Here is an 18,081-nt window from a genome sequence, read left to right as displayed (position 1 = left end):
GCCTAGAAGTTGAGCGCGTGCGACGCCGTGGCTCCCCCGTCCGCGACGAACTCCGCCCCGGTGCAGTACGCGCTCTCGTCGCTGGCCAGGAACAACACCAGCTTCGCGATGTCTTCGGGCTGCCCGACGCGGCCGAGCGCGACCTTCTTGCCGACGTAGGACATGTCGACTTTCTGGCCGCCGGCCGCGGTCGAAACCATCTGGGTATCGATCGCGCCGGGGTGCACGGAATTGACGCGGATGTGCTTCTTGCCGAGTTCCATCGCCGCGACCTTGGTCATCCCGCGGATCGCGAACTTGCTCGCGGTGTAGGCGATCAGGTACGGCATCCCGGCCAGACCCTCCACAGAGGACACGTTGACGATGGAGCCACCGCCGGCGGCGGTCATCGGTTCAACGACCGAGCGCATCCCGAGAAACGCCCCGATCTGGTTCACCCGGATCACGCGTTCGTAATCGGCCAGCGTCGTCTTGCCCAGCTCGGAGAAGTGCAGGATGCCGGCGTTGTTGACCAGCACGTCCGGGGCGCCGAACTCGGTGCCCACGCGCTCGACGGCGGTGGCCCAGTCGTCCTCGCTGCCGACGTCGAGGTGCTGGTAGACGGCCTGCTCGCCGAGTTCGGCGGCGAGCTGCTTGCCCTCGTCGTCCAGGATGTCGGCGACGAGCACCTTCGCGCCTTCGGCGACGAACGCGCGGGCCGCGGCCTCGCCTTGGCCGCGCGCGGCCCCGGTGACGATGGCGATCTTCCCGTCCAGCCTCACGACTCCTCCAGGATTTCGGTGGCGGCGAACATCCGGCCGGGATCGCGTTCGGCGAAGAACGCGCTGACCGAGGTTTCCAGCTCGTCGAGGCCCCAGCGCCGCTCGATCCGCGGCGCTTCGACCAGCGAGACGGTGCCGCCGTGGACGACGAACACCTGGCCGTTGACGTGCTCGGCGGCCGGCGAGGCGAGGTAGGCGACGAAGGGGGCGACGTGCTCGACCGAGAGCGGATCGGCGCCTTCGGCAGGGGCGGCGCCGAACACGCCCTCGGTCATCGCCGTCCGCGCGCGCGGGCAGATCGCGTTGGCGCGGACGCCGTACTTGGCGAGGCCGCGGGCCGCCGACATGGTGAGCGCGGTGATGCCCGCCTTCGCCGCGGCGTAGTTGGGCTGGCCGGGCGAGCCGATGAGGAACGCCTCGGACGCCGTGTTGACCAGCCGCCCGTAGACGGGCTTGCCGTCCGCTTTGGACTTCTCGCGCCAGTGCTCGGCGGCGTTACGGGACAACAGGAAGTGCCCGCGCAGGTGCACGCGCAGCACGGTGTCCCAGTCGTCGTCGGACATCGAGAACAGCATCTTGTCGCGCAGCACGCCGGCGTTGTTGACCACGACGTCGAGCCCGCCGAGGTCGAGCGCGGCCTGCGTGAGCGCGTCGGCCGTGGCCCGCTCCCCCACGTCGCCGGCGACCGCGACGGCGGTGCCGCCCGCCGCTTCGATCTCCGCGACGACGTCCTTCGGCTCGCCGATGTCGTTGACGACGACCGTGGCGCCGCGGGCGGCCAGCGCGAGCGCTTCGGCCCGGCCCAGGCCCGCGGCGGCGCCCGTGACGATCGCAATCCTGCCGGTCAGGCTCACCGCGAGGCCTCCTCGTCGAGTCCCAGATGTCGGGCCTAGACTAGAATCTGTTCTCGGTTTGGGCAAGCCTTTCAGTGAACGGCGCTAACCGACGATGAACAGGGCGTTCTTCGGGCAGCCCTTGACCGCATCAGAAACACGTTCTACCTGATCGGCCGGGACCGGGCCCGGCCGGACCACCAGGTTCTCGTCGTCGTCGAGGTCGAAGACGTCCGGGGCGAAGCCGACGCACACCGCGTTCGCTTCGCAAGCCAGCCTGTCGACACCGATCTCCATACTTCCTCCACCACGCGAGCCCTGGTACAACTAGAACAGGTTCTATTGTAACGCCGGATCGGGGTGACGGGTGCGGATCGACTACACGCCGGAGCAGCGCGAGCTGGCCGCCGAACTTCGGGAGTACTTCGCCGAACTGATGACGCCCGAACGCCGTGACGGCCTCCGCTCGGGCGGCGGCGAGTACGGCGACGGCGCCGCCTACAAGGAAATCGTCCGGCAGCTGGGCAAGGACGGCTGGCTCGCGCTGGGCTGGCCGAAGGAGTACGGCGGGCAGGGCCGGCCGATGCTCGACCAGCTGATCTTCACCGACGAAGCCGCCGTCGCCGGGGTGCCGGTCCCCTTCCTGACGGTGAACACCGTCGGGCCGACCATCATGCGCTACGGCACCGAGGAGCAGAAGGCGTTCTACCTGCCGAAGATCGCCGCCGGCGAGCTGCACTTCTCGATCGGCTACTCCGAGCCCGAAGCCGGCACGGACCTGGCCTCGCTGAAGACGCGCGCGGTCCGCGACGGCGACGAGTACGTCGTCACCGGCCAGAAGATGTGGACGAGCCTGATCGAATACGCCGACTACGTCTGGCTCGCGGTGCGGACCGATCCGTCGGCGAAGAAGCACCGCGGGCTGTCGATGCTGATCGTGCCGACGTCCGCTCCCGGGTTTTCGTGGACCAAGGTGCACACGGTCGCGGGCGCGGGCACGAGCGCGACGTACTACGACGAGGTGCGCGTGCCGGTGTCCGCGCGCGTCGCCGAGGAGAACGCGGGTTGGCCGCTGATCACCAACCAGCTCAACCACGAGCGCGTCGCGCTGACGTCGGCGGCGCCGGTGCGCAAGGCGCTGGCCGACGTCCTGGCGTGGGCGAAGGAAACCGGCGCGATCGAGCAGGAATGGGTGCGGCTGCACCTCGCGCGGGTGCACGCCGGCGCGGAGTACCTGAAGCTGCGGAACTGGCGGATCGCCTGGGCGGCCGCGGCGAGCGAGCTCGGCCCGGCGGAGGCGTCGGCGACGAAGGTGTACGGCACGGAGTTCGCGATCGAGGCCTACCGGCTGCTGATGGAGGTGCTCGGCGCGGCCGCCGTCGTCCGCGAAGGCTCGCCGGGCGCGCTGCTGGCCGGCCGGATCGAACGGCTGCACCGCTCGGCGCTCATCCTCACCTTCGGCGGCGGCACCAACGAAATCCAGCGGGACATGATCGCCGCCACCGCACTCGGCCTGCCCGTCACGCGCTAGGAGCGTCCATGGACTTCACCCCTTCCGAGGCGTCAGCCGACCTCGCCGCGCTGAGCCGGCGGATCCTCGCCGGCGAGACCACCCACGACCCGCACGGCACCGGCGGCTTCGACGCTCCACTGTGGACGGCATTGGGACAGGCGGGCGTGCTCGACGCGGCCCTGCCGTCGTCGCTCGGCGGCGGGGGGTTCGGCCTGCTCGAACAGTGCGCGGTGCTCACCGAAATCGGCCGCGCGGTGGCGGCGGTCCCCTACCTGCCCTCGATCACGATGGCGGCGTCGGCGCTGGCCGAGTTCGGCACGCCCGAGCTGGTGGACCGCTGGGTGCTGCCGGTGCTGCGCGGCGAGCGCGTGCTGGCCGTGGCGCTGTCCGGCTTCACCGCCGTCGGTGGGCGGTTGTCCGGTTCGCGCCCGGCCGTGGCATTCGGCGCGTTCGCCCACGGGTTCCTGGTCGCCGCCGCGGACGAGGTCTTCCTGGTCGACGCGGCCGCGGCCGGGGTGTCGGTGCGGCCGCAGCGCACGACCGACCACGCGGACGCGTGCCTGCTGGAGCTGTCCGACGTCCAGGGAACTTCGCTGGGCGCCATCGCCGAGTGGCTGCGCCTGCGCGGGACGGCCGGCGTGTGCGCGCAGCAGCTCGGCGTCGTCGAGCGGGCCTTGGAGCTGACGGCGGCGTACGCGGGCGAGCGCAAGCAGTTCGACCACGTCATCGGCCGTTTTCAGGCGGTCCGCCAGCGGCTCGCGGACGCGTACGTCGACGTCGAAGCGGTCCGCCTGACGACCCTGCAGGCCGCGTGGCGGCTGGCTTCGGACCTCCCCGCGACGGAAGCGGTGGCGACGGCGAAGTTCTGGGCCGCGGAGGCCGGTCATCGCGTGGCCCACACGACGGTCCACGTCCACGGCGGCGTCGGCATCGACGTCGACCACGTGGTGCACCGCTATTTCACGGCGGCGAAGCGGCTGGAGTTCGAGCTCGGTTCGGCGACTCCGCAGCTGCTGGCACTGGGCGACGCACTGGCCGGCTAAACGGCGTACGCCCAGAATTCGCGCATCAGCGGAGTGGGTTCGGGGCTGGTCAGCTCGACCTGGGTGAGCAGCACCGAGACCGTGCCGGTCGAGGGGACGATGTGCCAGGCGGTGCCGGCACCGCCGACCCAGCCGTAGCGGCCGGCCACCTCGCCGGGGTGCGTCGGCTCGACGTCGACCGAACCTCCGTAGCCCCAGCCCTGACCGTGCAGGAAAGCCCGGCCGGCTTCGCGCTGCTCGCGTGTCAGGTGGTCGGTCGTCATCGCGCGGACCGAGTGCGGGGAGAGCCGCCGGCCGGCCGTGCCTTCGGCCAGCAGGAAACGGCCGAAGGCGAGCAGGTCGTCGACGGTCGAGACGAGCCCGCCCGACCCGGAGGGGAACGACGGCGGGGTGCTCCAGCGGCCTTCGGGCGAGTCGATCAGCCGCAGCCCGTCCTCGCCCCGGCGATAAGCGCTGGTCAGCCGGCCCAGCGCGGCGGTCGGCACGGTGAACCCGGTATCGGCCATACCGAGCGGCTCGAACAGGTGCTCCGCCAGGAACTCCGGCAGCGGACGGCCGGTGACTCGCGAGATCAGCACGCCTTGGAGATCGGAGGCGGTGTCGTAGAGCCAAGCCTCGCCGGGCTGGTGCAGCAGCGGCACTTGCGCGAGCGCGGCCAGCCACTCGTCGGGAGTGAGCCCGCGCGGCGGAGCGGCCGGGTGGCCGAGGACCTGGAGGAGCAGGTCGACGGCGGGCAGCGTCATGTCGGCGGCCAGGCCGTAGCCGCAGCGGAAGGTGAGCAGGTCTTCCACGGTGATCGGGCGGGTGGCGGGGACTACGTCGTCGACTGGGCCTTGTGGGGTGCGGACCACTAGTGGGGAGGCCAGTTCGGGGAGCCAGCGCGCGATGGGGTCTTCGAGGGCGAGCTCGCCTTCGTCGACGAGTAGGAGTAGTGCCGCGGCGACGATCGGTTTGGTCAGGGAGGCGATGCGGAAGAGGGAGTCGCGCGCCATGGGGAGGGTGTGCTTGGCGTCGGCCGAGCCTATGGCTGCCGCTTCGACCTGGTCGCCGTGGGCGATGAGGGCTACGGCGCCGGGCAGGTCTGCGGCGTGCCGGGTCAGGAGGTCGGCGAGGGTGGTCGGGCCGGTCGCGGGGGCACGGTTTGGGCCGGGTGTGGTGGTCGTGCCAGCCGACGCGGCGGAATCGGCCGGCTCGGTCGGGCCAGCCGGGCCACCCGGCGCAGCGGGGCCAGTCGGCACAGCGGGGCCAGTCGGCACAGTCGGAGTGGCCGGGCCATCCGGCGCAGTCGGACCGGGCGACGTGGCCGAGCCGGGCGGCGTGACCTGGCCGGTCGGTGCGGCGGAGTCAGGCCACTCCGCCGGATCGGCCGATGCAGCCGAGCCAGCCGGAGCGGGCCGGGTGGCCGGATCGGCCGGCGCAGCCGGCCCAGGCGACCCGGCCTGGCCACCCGGTCCGGCAGAGTCAGCCCACTCCGCCGGCTCGGTCGGTGCAGCCAAGCCAGCCGGATCGGCCCGGGTGGCCGGGTCAGCCGAGCCGGTCGATCGCGGCGGCCGGTGTCGAAGGGGATCGGTCGGCGTGGCCGAGTCAGTCGCGCGAGCCGGGTCGGGCGGCGTGGTCAGGTCGGCCGCACGGGCCGGGTCGGGCGCGCGAGCCGGGTCGGGCGCCCGGGCTGGGTCGGGCGTTGTGGCCGGGTCAGCCGGGTCGGGCGAGTGTGGGGGCCGGTTGTGGGCGGGGTCTGGCGTGGGCATGCTCAGTCCAGCGGGTTGATCGCGCGCAGGCGGCGGGGGCCCGTGTCGGGGCGGGTTGGGGGTAAGCCCAGGACCAGGCGGGCGTTGGCGACGAATGCACCGTCCGGGGAGGCCAGGATCGGGTCCAGTACCAGTGAGCGGACCTCGGGGTTGTCCTCCGCCAGCGCTGCCACGCGCAGCACCATGTCCTGCAGCGCCGCCAGGTCGGCCGGCTCGTCGCCGCGGTAGCCGGTCAACAACGGAGCCGTTCGGGGCTCGCGCAGCAGCGTTGCCGCGTCCACGTCGGTGAGGGGGACCGCGCGGTAGGCGCGGTCGCCCAGCAGGGTGCTGACCAGGCCGGACAGCCCGAACGAGACCAGCGTGCCGAACGACGGGTCGTCCTGCAGGCCGATCACGCACGACAGGCCCTTCGGTGCCATCCGCTGGACGTACACGTCGTCGTCGCCGGAGATTTCGCGCAGGGTTTCGTACGCCGTGCGCACCGAGTCCGCGGAGGCCAGGTCGAGCCGGACGCCGGCCAGGTCGGGGCGGCCGCGCAGGCGTTCGTCGACCGCTTTGAGCGTCACCGGGAAGCCCAGCTCGGCCGCCGCCGCGATGGCTTCGTCCACTGTGGACACTATGCGGAACGGCACGACGTCGATGCCGTAGCAGCCCAGCAGCCGGACGACGTCGGTGTCGGACAGCAGCGTCGTCTTTCCGCTTTCGGCGTCCAGGAGTTCGCGAACCAGGCCCTGGGCCTGTTCCGTGTGGATCCCCTGCGGCCGCACGAGGGTGCCCTGCGGGCGCTGCCGCCACGCCGCGTAGCGGACGACCCTCGCGAGGGCGTTCACCGCGCGCTCCGGGCTCGGATAGGACGGGATCGACCCGCGCGTCGGCACGCCGTCTTCGCTGAACACGGCCAGCTCGTCCGGCACGCCTTCCGCGGCGAGGAACGTCGAGACGATCGGTTTGCGCTGCCCCAGTTCGACCACGGTTTCCCGCAGGGCGCGCGCGTACGCCGTGCCGGGGATCGCGATCGGCGGCGCGAACACGACGACCAGCGCGTCGGTCTCCGGCGACGTCAGCGCTTCGCCGACCGCCTTCGCGAAGTCCTCCGGGCTCGCCTGCGGGCCGACGTCCACCGGGTCCGAGGCGAGCCTCAGGCCCTGCATCCGGGCGGTGTCCGCGGCCAGCAACCCGATCGCGCTGGAGTTGCCGACAATGGCGACCCGCGGGCCGGCGGGCAGCGGCTGGTGGGCGAACACGAGCGCCGTGTCGAACAGCTGCGCCAGTGACTCCACCCGCACCACGCCGGCCTGCTCGAACAGCGCCTGGACGCTGGCCTCGTCGATCTCCGTGGACGTCGCCGCCAGCTGCGGGCGGACCGCGTGCCGTCCCGACTTCACCGCGACGATCGGCTTCGTGCGCGCGAGCCGGCGGGCCAGCCGCGCGAACTTGCGCGGGTTGCCGAAGGACTCGAGGTACAGCAGCACGAGGTCGGTGTCCGGGTCGGTTTCCCAGTACTGCAACAGGTCGTTGCCCGAGACGTCGGCGCGGTTGCCCGCCGAGACGAACGTCGACAGCCCGAGGCCGCGCGCCTCCGCGTCGGCGAGGATCGCGGTGCCCAGCGCGCCGGACTGGCAGAAGAAGCCGGTGCGCCCGCGGCCGGGCAGGCGCGGCGCGAGGGTGGCGTTCAAGCGGATGCCGGGCGTCGTGTTGAGCACACCGAGCGCGTTCGGGCCGACCACGCGCATGCCGTGCGCGCGTGCCTCGCCGACCAGCCGCAGCTCGGCGTGCAGGCCGTGCGGCCCGGCCTCGGCGAACCCGCTCGACAGGATCAGCAGCGTCTTCACGCCCTTGGCCAGGCAAGCGTCCAAAACGGACTCGACGGCCTCGGCGGGCACCGCGACGACGGCCAGGTCGACCGGGTCCGGGATGTCCAGCACGGACGGGTAGGCGCGGACCCCGCGGATCGCGCGGTGCTCCGGGTTGACCGGGTAGACGGTGCCGGTGAACGCGGCGGCCAGCAGGTTCACGAAGGCGACGTGGCCGACCTTGCCCGGCTCGGCCGACGCGCCGATCACCGCGACCGACGACGGGTGCAGCAGGTTGTGCACGCTGCGCGCCTCGGCCGCCTGCTCCCGCGAGCGCGCGACCGCGAGCGACTCCTCGGTCGGGTCGATGTCGAACTCCAGGTGCAGCACGCCTTCCTCGATCTCGCGGCTGACCTGGTAGCCGGCGTCGCGGAAGACGCGCACCATGGCGGCGTTCTCGGCGAGCACCTCGGCGACGAACCGGCGCAGCCCGCATTCGGACGCGGCCGCGGCGAGGTGCTCGAGCAGGATCGAGCCGAGCCCGCGCCCCTGGTGCGCGTCGCTCACGACGAAGGCGACCTCCGCCGACGGCCCGCTGTCGAGCCGTTCGTACCGCCCGACGGCGACGATGTCGTCGCCCAGGAACGCGGCGAACGCGACCCGGTCGTGGTGGTCGACGGTGGAGAAGCGCTTGAGGTCCTTCTCCGGGATCCGCGGGTAGGCGCCGAAGTAGCGGAAGTACCGCGTGCGCTCGGACAGCTTGCCGTGGAAGGCGACCAGCCCGTCGGCGTCGGTGGGCACGATCGGGCGCAGGTGGACGGTGCCGCCGTCGGACAGCACGACGTCGGCTTCCCAGTCGCGGGGGTAGTCGAAGGGGTCCCGGCCGGCCATGATCAGTCCCTCGGATCGTCCGGGTCGAGGCCGTGCAGGGGGAAGACGGCGCGGCGGGTGTCCCGGACGGCGATGTCGACCGGGTCGTCTTCACCGTCGCCCCACGGCTTGAACTCCGTGTCGCGGTCGTCGGTCATCGTGCTGGGGAGTTCGGCCTGCGGCGCGGCCTTGCCGACGGTGGTCTTCCAGCCGGGCGGCAGCGGCGTCGCCGGGTCGACGTCCCGGTTCAGGACGGTGGCGATCAGGTGCGTCCACGATCGCGGGACCACGCGGATCAGCTGGTAGCCCCCGCCCCCGACGGCGATCCACTTGCCGCCGGCGTAGGTCTCGGCGAGGTCGCGGAGAGTGGCGTAGATGGTGCGGTGCCCGTCGACGGACAGCGAGAGGTCGGCGAGCGGGTCTTCTTCGTGCGAGTCGACACCGCACTGGGTGAACAGCAGCTGCGGTTCGAAGTCGGCGAGCAGCGACGGGACGACGGCGTTGAACGCTCGCAGCCACCCGGGATCCCGCGTCCGCGGCGGCAACGGGATGTTGACGGCCGTCCCGTCGGCCTTCCCGCGGCCGGTCTCGGCGGAGTAGCCGGTGCCCGGCCAGAGCGTGAAGGGGTGCTGGTGCAGCGAGATCGTGAGGACGCGCGGGTCGTCGTAGAAGGCGGTCTGGACGCCGTCGCCGTGGTGGACGTCGGTGTCGATGTAGGCGATCCGCTCGAAGCCGTGGTCGAGCAGCCAGGAGATGGCGACGGCGCAGTCGTTGTAGACGCAGAACCCGGCCGCCCGGTCGCGCATCGCGTGGTGCAGGCCGCCGGCGATGTTGACCGCGCGGGTGGCTTCGCCTTCGGCGATCTTGCGGGCGGCGAGCAGCGTGGACCCGACGACGAGCGCGGAGGCGTCGTGCATGTCGGGGAAGACGGGGTTGTCCGAGGTGCCGAGCCCGTGCCCGACGTCCCAACCGACGAGCGGTGCGTCCCGCACGGCGGCGAGGTATTCGGGCGCGTGGATCCGGAGGAGTTCTTCGTCGCCGGCGCCGGTCGGGACGAGGAGCGGGACGTCGTCGAGCACGCCGAGTTCGGTGGCCAGCCGGACCGTGAGCTCCAGCCGGACGGGGTTGAACGGGTGATCCGCACCCAGGTCATAACCGAGAAGGGCGGAGTCCCAAACGACGGCCGGCGACATAGTGTCCGACTGTAGTGCCGTTCGGGGGACTGTGTGGACCCGAAAGGGCCGGATGTGGGCCGCGCCGCGGTCGGCGGGTGGCCCGCGGACAGCCACGTCCCGGCCCGGCCGGCCGGGCCGGGACGCGCTCGATCCCGGGTGCTCAGCCGGGCAGGGGGCCGGTCGCCGCGGGGCGGTCGGGGTTGCGGGACCAGTGGGACCAGGAACCCGCGTACAGGCCCGCGCCGGGGTGGCCGGCCAGTTCCAGGGCCAGTACCACCGAACTCGCCGTCACTCCTGAGCCGCAGTACGCGGCCACCGGCTCGCCCGGGCGCAGGCCCAGGTCCGTGAAGCGGGCGGCCAGGTCCGCCGGGGTGTGCCAGCGGCCGTCGGCCGCGATGTGGCCGGCGAACGGGGCGTTCACCGCGCCCGGGATGTGGCCCGCCCGGGGGTCCACCGGTTCCGTCTCGCCGGCGTAGCGCGGGGCGGCGCGGGCGTCGAGGAGGAGGCCGTCGCGGGCCAGGGCCGCTGCCTCGTCCGCGTCGAGGACCGGCATCGCGCCCGGGCGGACCGTGAGGTCGCCCGGTTCCGGGTGTGCCTCTTCGGTACTGACCGGGTGGTCCTCGGCCGACCACGCCGCGTAACCGCCGTCGAGGACCGCCACCTCTTCATGGCCTGCCCAGCGCAGCAGCCACCACGCACGGGCCGCCACGGAGCCGTCCGCGTCGTCGTAGGCCACCACCGGGTGACCCGCCCGGACGCCGGCCGCGCGCAGGTCGCGCTGCAGGTCGGCGGGGGCGGGCAGCGGGTGGCGGCCGCCTTCGCCCGGCTCGGCGGCGAGGACCCGGTCGAGGTCGACGAACACCGCACCGGGTACGTGGCCCGCCGCGTAGGACTCGGCGGCAGGCGGGCCGGCGAGGCGCCAGCGGACGTCGAGGACGACGGGCCGCCCGGCGGCCGGGCCCGCCAGCGCGGCGGCGAGGTCGGTGGTGCTGATCAGCGGACGCATGCTCCCATCTTGCAGCGGCCCGGCGCCCGGCCGCGCCGGGGTGCGGACATCTCCCCCACCGGCGGGGTGGTGCCGATCCGGCCGGAAGCAGTCGGACACGGCCCGCCATCGATCCGCGCGAGCCGACGGTTTCCGCCGTGACCGCGTCGGATCGGTAACCGACGGCACCGTATCCACCAGGCCCGCCGCCGCTGTCGGTGCCAACGACTACGATGAGCGACGCGGACGAAGGGGACAGCGTGAACGATCTCATCGACACCACCGAGATGTACTTGCGTACGATCTACGAGCTCGAAGAAGAGGGAGTCGTTCCGCTGCGCGCCCGCATCGCCGAGCGCTTGCAGCAGAGCGGCCCGACCGTCAGCCAGACCGTCGCCCGGATGGAGCGCGACGGGCTGGTCGTGGTCGCCGACGACCGGCACCTCCAGCTGACCGACCACGGCCGTGAACTGGCCATCGCCGTCATGCGCAAGCACCGCCTGGCCGAGCGCCTCCTCGTCGACGTGATCGGGCTCGAGTGGGAGCACGTGCACAACGAGGCGTGCCGGTGGGAGCACGTGATGAGCGAAGCCGTCGAGCGCAAGCTGGTCAAGCTGCTCGACCACCCGACCACCTCCCCGTACGGCAACCCGATCCCGGGCCTGGACAAGCTGGGCGACGGCGACCCCGCGCCGCCCGCGGAGGCCGACCTGGTCCGGCTCGACGAGTTCGCCCGCACGGGCGGCGGCCGCGTCGAGATCCGGCGCATCGCCGAGCACGTCCAGCTGGACGAGTCGCTGATGACCGAGCTCAAGTCCGTCGGCATCGTGCCGGGCGGCACGGTCACCATCGGCAAGGCCAACGGCGGCACCATCGAGGTCACCGGCGGGGACACCACCGCCCAGGTCGCGACGTCCGCGCTGCACGCCGTCCTGGCCCAGGCCAGGTGAGCCCCGCTTCGGAGGCCGTGGCGGCGTTCCGCACGGTCCACGGCACCGTGCCCGCGGGCGTCTGGTCGGCGCCCGGCCGGGTCAACCTGATCGGCGAGCACACCGACTACAACGACGGCTTCGTGCTGCCGTTCGCGCTGCCGCACCGGCTGGCCGCGGCCGCGTCGCCACGGGAAGACGGCGTCCTGTCCGTGGCCACCCTCGGCGACGACGGCCAGATCCAGCGCTCGGGCGAGCTCAAGATCGCCGACCTGGCGCCGGGCACGGTCGACGGGTGGGCCGCGTACCCGGCCGGCGTCGCCTGGGTGCTGCGCGACCAGGGCTTCACCGCCGGCGCCGACCTGGTCATCGCCGGGGACGTACCGTCCGGGGCGGGGTTGTCCTCCTCCCACGCGCTCGAGTGCGCGGTGTCGCTGGCGTTGCTGGGCCTGGCCGGCCTGGAGCTCGACGGCACCGGTGACGGCATCCCGGCGCGGCCCCAGGTCGCGCGCTGGGTCCAGCGTTCGGAAAACGACTTCGTCGGCGCGCCGACCGGCCTGCTCGACCAGACGGCGTCCCTCTGCTGCACCGAGTCGCACGTGCTGTTCCTCGACGTGCGTTCGGGCGAGCAGGAGCAGGTGCCGTTCGGCCTGGCCGAGGCCGGGCTGCAGGTGCTGATCATCGACACCCGCACCAAGCACTCGCACGCCGAAGGCGGCTACGGCGAGCGCCGGCGCGGCACCGAGCGGGCGGCCGGGCTGCTCGGGGTCAAGGCGTTGCGCGACGTCACCGTCGAGGGCCTCGCCGAGGCGCTCGACCGGCTGCCGGACGACCTCGTGCCGCTGGTGCGCCACGTCGTCACCGAAAACCAGCGCGTGCTCGAGACCGTCGAGCTGCTGCGCGCCGGCCGGCTGGCCGAGATCGGGCCGTACCTGGACGCCTCGCACGTCAGCATGCGCGACGACTACCGGATCTCCACGGCCGAGCTGGACCTCGCGGTCGACTCGGCGCGGGAAGCCGGCGCCCTCGGCTCGCGGATGACCGGCGGCGGCTTCGGCGGTTCGGCGATCGCGCTGGTCCGCGACGCCGACCTGGACGGGGTCAAGGCGGCCGTCGAAGCGGCGTACGAGAAGGCCGGCTACCGGCGCCCGCGGATGTTCACCGCGGTGCCCTCGCGGGGCGCCGGCCGCGACGAGGTCTGAGGCCGCGCGGGTCCGTCCGGGGCAACCCCCGGACGGACCCGCGCGTCGCCGAGGGGGAAGACTGAAGCGCATCACCACCCTCGGCAGAAAGGCCTGGACGTGTCGGAGCAGAGTAACGCCCTGAAGCTGGTCGTGACGGGCGGAGCGGGGTACGTCGGCAGTGTCTGCGCGGCCCGGCTGGTCGAGGCCGGGCACCAGGTCACCGTGGTCGACGACCTGTCCACCGGGCACGCCGACGCGGTCCACCCGGACGCGCGGTTCATCGAGGGCGACGCCGCCGAGGTGGCGGGCAGCCTGCTGCGCGAGGGCTTCGACGGCGTGCTGCACTTCGCGGCGAAGTCGCTGGTCGGCGAGTCGATGGCGGAGCCGGCGAAGTACTGGGAAGGCAACGTCGTCACGTCGCTGCGGCTGCTCGAGGCCATGCAGGAGCACGGCACGCCCCGGCTGGTGTTCTCCTCGACCGCGGCGACCTACGGCGAGCCGGAGCAGTCGCCGATCCCGGAGTCGGCGCCGACCCGGCCGACCAACACCTACGGCGCCACGAAGCTCGCCATCGACGCGGCGATCACCAGCTTCGCCACCGCGCACGGCCTGGCCGCGGTGAGCCTGCGCTACTTCAACGTCGCCGGCGCGTACGGCGCCTTCGGTGAGCGCCACGCCACGGAAACCCATCTCATCCCCCTCGTCCTGCAGGTCGCCACCGGCGACCGTGAGCACATCTCGATCTTCGGCGACGACTACCCGACGCCGGACCACACCGCGGTGCGCGACTACATCCACGTCGTCGACCTCGCGGACGCGCACCTCCTGGCGCTGAAGCACGCGACCGCGGGCGAGCACCGCATCTACAACCTGGGCAACGGCACCGGGTTCTCCGTCCTCGAGGTGATCGAGGCCTGCCGCGAGGTCACCGGCCACGCGGTGCCGGCCGTGGTCGCCCCGCGCCGCGCGGGCGACCCGTCGGTGCTCGTGGCGGCCAGTGACCGGGCCCGGGAAGAGCTCGGGTGGAAGCCGGAACGGATCGAGCTGACCGGGATCGTGCGCGACGCCTGGGAGTTCACCCAGGCCCGGCGCGCCAGCCAGGGCTGAGCCGGCCACCGTCCTTTCGCGACGGTCACGCCTCACCCGGCCTGGCTCGGTTCGGCGTCCGGCGTGATCAGCCGAAGCCGACCATGCCGTGGTGGCCCGCACCGCGCGGCGACCCGGCTGTACTGGTGGCGGCCAGTGACCGGGCACGGGAAGAACTCGGCAGGAAGCGGAAGCGCACAGGGCTGAGCCCGCCGGCCCGTCCTTTCGCGACAGTCGCGCCTCACCCGGCCTGGCTCGGTTCGGCGTCCGGCGTGATCAGCCCGAAGCCGGCCGTTCCGCCCGGGTCGGCGTGCTCCGCCAGGCCCAGCAGCTGTTCCGGGGGCATGCCGCGGCTCAGGACCCGCAGCAGCAGGTCCGCCAGGACGTGGCCAGGGTCCGCTTCCAGCGCGTTCTCCAGTGCCATGCCCGCGAAGGTGCCGTCGCCGCGCAGGTAGGCCGTGTAGCCCAGGAGTGCCGCCGGTTGCGCGCGTTCCGGGGCCGGGAGCTCGCGGACCAGCGTGAGCCACAGGCGCTCCGCTTCCCGCGCCGCCGAGCTCTCGGGCGGCACGGCCATGCCGAGGCACTCGTCGCGGATCTCCGGGATCGTCAGTGCGTTCGCCAGCAGGACGGCTTCCTCGTCGCTCGGCGGACCTTCGCCCCGGCGCAGGCGGTCGAACGCGGCCCGGATCTCCGACGCCGCGTCGAAGCCGCCGGGCTCGGGCAGCCGGGCCAGCAGGTCGGCGCGGCGGGCGATCGTCTCCGGGCACCGCGGGTCGAGCAGCGCCGCCATCTCGGCGCGGCTGTCGAACACCACCTGGCCACGCTCGGTGGCGGCGGCCGCGACCACCGTCGCGCGGGGGTCCGGGAGCCGGCCGCCGCAGAGCTCGTCCTCCTCGTAACAGGCCCACTGCGCGTTCGTGGTGATGCCCGTCGTCCACATCGCGTGCAGGATCGGGAGGCCGTACTCGCCCAGCGCTTTCGCCAGGTGCTTGACGAGACCCGCGTGCGGCGGCGGGCTGCCGGATCTTCGCCGGCCACCGACGATCGCCACGGTCACGCCCGTGTGGCAGCCCGCCGCGAGCAGCGGTGCGAGCGCCTGGGCCTGGCGGGCGCGGTCCTCCCGGCGCGGGATGCCGGCGCGCAGGATCAGGCCGGCGCGGTCGCCCTCGGGGGCTCGGTGGCCGAGCAGGACGACGGACCTCGCGGGGCGGAAGCCGATCAGGTACGGGAGCGCGGCCAGCAGCAGCGCGGGGTCTCGGAGGTCGACCGGCAGCCGGCCGGCCGTGGTGGCGGTGGTCATGCCTCCACGGTGGGGCAGGACGGGGCCGCTTGGGGCGCCGGCGGCAAATCTGTGGATGGCCGGGGCCGATGTGGACGGATCGGGCCCGGGGACGGCCGGATGGAGCGTTCCTGTCGGTGGGGCGGGCTATGCTGCCCGGCCCCACCGACCGGCACGGGTCACCCGCAGTGCTCGAAGCCGCTTTCGTAGGTGTTGCTGCCGACCGAACCGCCCCACTTCACGCAGGTGGAGCCGGCCGTCTTCTTCACCGGCCCCGCGTAGTAGGTGAAGCTGCCGGAGTCGGTCGTCCGGGCCGAGCCCTGGACCTCGAGGAACGCCGAGACCGGGCTGGCCGTGCCGAGCGACGTCGCCTTCAGCGTCGTCACGCAGTTCGCCTTGGTGGAGGCGTTGTACAGCAGGTACGCCGTGCCCGAGGAGTTCGCCAGACCCTGCTTGTCGATGACCGAAAAGCCCGAGCCGCAGACCTCTTCGGCGGAGTACGGGTTGCCGCCGCAGCCGTTCTTGCTCGTGAAGTCGGTGTGCCCGTAGTACGGCACGGCGACGCCGTTCAGCTTCGCCTTCTGCACCACGCCGTCGAGCCGCTCCTCGAAGTGCAGGTGCGGCCCGGTGACCCCGCCGGTCGCGCCCGCCTTGCCGATCTCCTTGCCGCCGGCGACCGACTGCCCGACCGAGACCTCCTGGGCCGACAGGTGCGCGTACCGGGTCCGCCAGCCGCCGCCGTGGTCCAGCTCGATCCACTTGCCGTAGCTGGTGCTGCCCTCGTCCGCCACGCGCGTCACCGTGCCGCCGACCGACGCGAGCACCGGCATGCCGGTGATGCCCGACTTCTGGAAGTCGACGGAGTACGCCGGGCTGTGGCCGCTGAACGTCGCGGCGGTCACGGTGACCCCGCACTTGAACGGCACCTGGAAGTTCGGCGCGGCCGAGGCGGTCGCCTGGCCGGCGAGGGTGAGGCCGAGCGCGGGCAGCGCCGCGGCGGCGGCGAGCACGGCGAGCCGTCGCAACCTGGACATGGGGGAACCTCCTGACGAACGGGACGTTTGACCGCACCAAGGGAAGCCCGCGTCGGTACATTTTCCGTACAAGCACCCGCGGAGGACACCCGGCATGACGCCCCGACGAGTCACGTTCCCTTCGGCGCAGGGCTGGCTGCGCTGGGCACTCATCGCGGTGCCGATGGTCACCGCGATGCCCCGCGCGGACGCACTCGCCTGGGTGCTGATCGGGATCACCCTCGCCTTGTCGATCCCGATGCCGTGGGTCCAGGACCTCGGCGCCCGGACGCCGTCGGCGGTCCTCGCGCTCGCCGTGATCGCGTCCGCGGGCGCGCTCTGGGTGGTCCTGCCGGGCAGCTGGGCGTCGGTCGCGCTGTTCGGCACGACGTTCTTCGTGGTGCTGCGGCAGGCCCCGGTGCCGATCGTGCTGGCGGTCGCGCTGAACGCCGGGCTGATCACCACGGTCTGGGTGCTCCGCCAGGACCAATGGGAAAGCGCCCTGTCGACGTACGCGGTCCTCGCCGTGATCGTGCTGATGGGGCTGAACCGGCGCACCCGGCTGGCCCGCATCGAGCAGACCGAGCTGGCACTGGCCCGCGCGCAGACGGCCAACGAGGAGCACGCCCGCGCGGCCGCGCTGGCCGAACGCGCCCGCATCGCCCGCGAGCTGCACGACGTCCTCGCGCACTCGCTGGCCGGGCTCTCGCTCAACCTGCAGGGTGCGCGGCTGATGCTGCTGCGCGACGGGGCGAGCCCGGACGCCGTCGCGCAGCTCGAACGGGCCCAGCAGCTGGCGGCGGACGGGCTCGCCGAAGCGCGGCAGGCCGTGGCCGCGCTGCGCGAGGACGCTGTGCCGGTGGAACGCGCGATCGCGGACCTGCTGGCCGCGTACCGGCTGGACAGCGGGGCGCGCGCGGACCTCGAGGTCGGCGGTGAGCCGCGCGAGCTCGACCCGGCGGTCGGCACCGCGCTGGTGCGCGCGGTGCAGGAGGCGCTGGCCAACACCCGCAAGCACGCGGCGCACGCCGACGTCGAGGTCACGCTGGACTACGCGACCGGTTCGGTGCGGCTGACGGTGGCCGACCGGCAGGGCAGGCGGCCGCCGGCCGCGCCCGCGGCAGGCTACGGTTTGCGCGGGATGAGCGAACGGGTCGCGCTGCTCGACGGGCACGTCGAGAGCGGGCCGGGGGAGGACGGATGGCGGATTCGCCTGACGGTGCCGGCGTGACGCTGCGCGTCGTGCTGGCCGACGACCAGGCCGTGGTCCGGGAAGGCCTGGTCACGCTGCTCGGGCTGCTGCCCGGCGTCGAGGTGGTCGGCGCCGCCGCCGACGGGCTCGCCGCGCTCGACCTGGTCGCCGAGCACCACCCCGACGTCGTGCTGGTGGACCTGCGGATGCCGCGCTGCGACGGGGTGGAGACGACCGAACGGATCCGCGCCGAGCACCCCGGGACCGAGGTCGTCGTGCTGACCACGTACGCCGACGACGAGTCACTGCTGGCCGCGTTGCGCGCCGGCGCCCGCGGGTTCCTCACCAAGGATGCCGACGCCGAGGCCATCGCCAGGGCCCTGCGTTCGGCGGCCGCCGGGCAGTCCACAGTGGACGGCGAGCTGCAGCGACGGCTCGTCGAAGCCGCCACTCGCGGCGCACCCCAGCGCGTCAAGGCGGTCGAAGGCCTGACCGCGCGCGAGATCGAGGTGCTGCGGCTGATCGCGGCCGGGCTGTCGAACACCGAGATCGCGCGCACCCTGGTGGTGAGCGAAGCGACCGTGAAGACCCACGTGAACCACTTGTTCGCCAAGGCGGGCCTGCGCGACCGCGCGCAGGCCGTCGCCTTCGCCTACCGGGCCGGGATCGCCGGCTGA

16 protein-coding genes are annotated in these 18,081 nt (G+C 73.1%); 7 read left to right on the top strand and 9 right to left on the bottom strand.

Annotated features, from left to right (window positions below; all coding sequences use genetic code 11):
• Positions 1–2 precede the first annotated feature (2 nt).
• From AB0B33_RS04360 to AB0B33_RS04350, 3 genes are all read right to left on the bottom strand, one after another.
• Positions 3–761 (bottom strand): glucose 1-dehydrogenase, encoded by a 759-nt coding sequence (locus AB0B33_RS04360; protein WP_247012161.1) that lies wholly within the window; start codon positions 759–761, stop codon positions 3–5.
• A complete protein-coding gene (locus AB0B33_RS04355; RefSeq protein ID WP_360766711.1) occupies positions 758–1,615 on the bottom strand; it encodes a 3-oxoacyl-ACP reductase in 858 nt (285 codons plus the stop codon). The genes AB0B33_RS04360 and AB0B33_RS04355 overlap by 4 nt, the downstream gene beginning before the upstream one ends.
• Before the next feature lie 84 nt (positions 1,616–1,699).
• Positions 1,700–1,891 carry a ferredoxin gene (locus tag AB0B33_RS04350; protein WP_247012165.1) on the bottom strand — a complete coding sequence of 64 codons (192 nt, stop codon included), beginning with the start codon at positions 1,889–1,891 and terminating at the stop codon, positions 1,700–1,702.
• Positions 1,892–1,961: 70 nt separating this feature from the next.
• On the opposite strand from AB0B33_RS04350, the gene AB0B33_RS04345 reads away from it, so the two are divergent.
• Positions 1,962–3,125 carry an acyl-CoA dehydrogenase family protein gene (locus AB0B33_RS04345; RefSeq protein ID WP_360766708.1) on the top strand — a complete coding sequence of 388 codons (1,164 nt, stop codon included), beginning with the start codon at positions 1,962–1,964 and terminating at the stop codon, positions 3,123–3,125.
• 8 nt (positions 3,126–3,133) lie between these two features.
• A complete protein-coding gene (locus AB0B33_RS04340) occupies positions 3,134–4,150 on the top strand; it encodes an acyl-CoA dehydrogenase family protein (protein WP_360766705.1) in 1,017 nt (338 codons plus the stop codon).
• On the opposite strand, the gene AB0B33_RS04335 is transcribed toward AB0B33_RS04340, so the two are convergent.
• From AB0B33_RS04335 to AB0B33_RS04320, 4 genes are all read right to left on the bottom strand, one after another.
• Positions 4,147–5,250, bottom strand: coding sequence for a serine hydrolase domain-containing protein (locus AB0B33_RS04335; protein WP_360767437.1), 1,104 nt, complete (start codon positions 5,248–5,250; stop codon positions 4,147–4,149). The genes AB0B33_RS04340 and AB0B33_RS04335 overlap by 4 nt on opposite strands.
• Before the next feature lie 650 nt (positions 5,251–5,900).
• A complete protein-coding gene (locus tag AB0B33_RS04330) occupies positions 5,901–8,582 on the bottom strand; it encodes a GNAT family N-acetyltransferase (RefSeq protein WP_360766702.1) in 2,682 nt (893 codons plus the stop codon).
• A 2-nt stretch (positions 8,583–8,584) separates the two neighbouring features.
• Positions 8,585–9,754: an acetoin utilization protein AcuC gene (locus tag AB0B33_RS04325; RefSeq protein WP_360766699.1), complete on the bottom strand. Its 1,170-nt coding sequence runs from the start codon at positions 9,752–9,754 to the stop codon at positions 8,585–8,587.
• Positions 9,755–9,896: 142 nt separating this feature from the next.
• A complete protein-coding gene (locus AB0B33_RS04320) occupies positions 9,897–10,742 on the bottom strand; it encodes a sulfurtransferase (RefSeq protein ID WP_360766696.1) in 846 nt (281 codons plus the stop codon).
• Positions 10,743–10,954: 212 nt separating this feature from the next.
• On the opposite strand from AB0B33_RS04320, the gene AB0B33_RS04315 reads away from it, so the two are divergent.
• The 3 genes from AB0B33_RS04315 (at position 10,955) to galE (ending at position 13,941) form a co-directional block, all read left to right on the top strand.
• The gene (locus AB0B33_RS04315; RefSeq protein ID WP_360766693.1) at positions 10,955–11,671 is read left to right on the top strand and encodes a metal-dependent transcriptional regulator; all 717 of its coding nucleotides are present in this window, start codon (positions 10,955–10,957) and stop codon (positions 11,669–11,671) included.
• Positions 11,668–12,852: a galactokinase gene (gene galK, locus AB0B33_RS04310; RefSeq protein ID WP_360766690.1), complete on the top strand. Its 1,185-nt coding sequence runs from the start codon at positions 11,668–11,670 to the stop codon at positions 12,850–12,852. The genes AB0B33_RS04315 and galK overlap by 4 nt, the downstream gene beginning before the upstream one ends.
• Positions 12,853–12,951: 99 nt before the next feature.
• Entirely contained in the window at positions 12,952–13,941 is a 990-nt protein-coding gene (gene galE / locus AB0B33_RS04305) for a UDP-glucose 4-epimerase GalE (protein ID WP_360766687.1), read from the top strand.
• A gap of 220 nt (positions 13,942–14,161) precedes the next feature.
• Here galE and AB0B33_RS04300 read toward each other — a convergent pair whose 3' ends face one another.
• Together AB0B33_RS04300 and AB0B33_RS04295 are read right to left on the bottom strand one after the other, a co-directional pair.
• Positions 14,162–15,220 carry a DUF4192 domain-containing protein gene (locus tag AB0B33_RS04300; protein ID WP_360766684.1) on the bottom strand — a complete coding sequence of 353 codons (1,059 nt, stop codon included), beginning with the start codon at positions 15,218–15,220 and terminating at the stop codon, positions 14,162–14,164.
• A 158-nt stretch (positions 15,221–15,378) separates the two neighbouring features.
• On the bottom strand, positions 15,379–16,233 hold the full coding sequence (locus AB0B33_RS04295; RefSeq protein ID WP_247012184.1) for a M23 family metallopeptidase: 855 nt from the start codon (positions 16,231–16,233) through the stop codon (positions 15,379–15,381).
• Between the two features lie 94 nt (positions 16,234–16,327).
• Here AB0B33_RS04295 and AB0B33_RS04290 point away from each other — a divergent pair, with 94 nt between their 5' ends.
• Complete coding sequence (locus AB0B33_RS04290; protein ID WP_360766681.1) at positions 16,328–17,443, top strand: histidine kinase; 1,116 nt, start codon at positions 16,328–16,330, stop codon at positions 17,441–17,443.
• The gene (locus AB0B33_RS04285; protein ID WP_247025223.1) at positions 17,440–18,081 is read left to right on the top strand and encodes a response regulator transcription factor; all 642 of its coding nucleotides are present in this window, start codon (positions 17,440–17,442) and stop codon (positions 18,079–18,081) included. Before AB0B33_RS04290 ends, AB0B33_RS04285 begins: the two co-directional genes overlap by 4 nt.

It is taken from the genome of Amycolatopsis sp. NPDC049159 (assembly GCF_040648295.1).
In the GTDB taxonomy this organism is placed as follows: domain Bacteria; phylum Actinomycetota; class Actinomycetes; order Mycobacteriales; family Pseudonocardiaceae; genus Amycolatopsis; species Amycolatopsis pretoriensis_A.
This window is presented reverse-complemented; position numbering and strand designations above follow the sequence as displayed.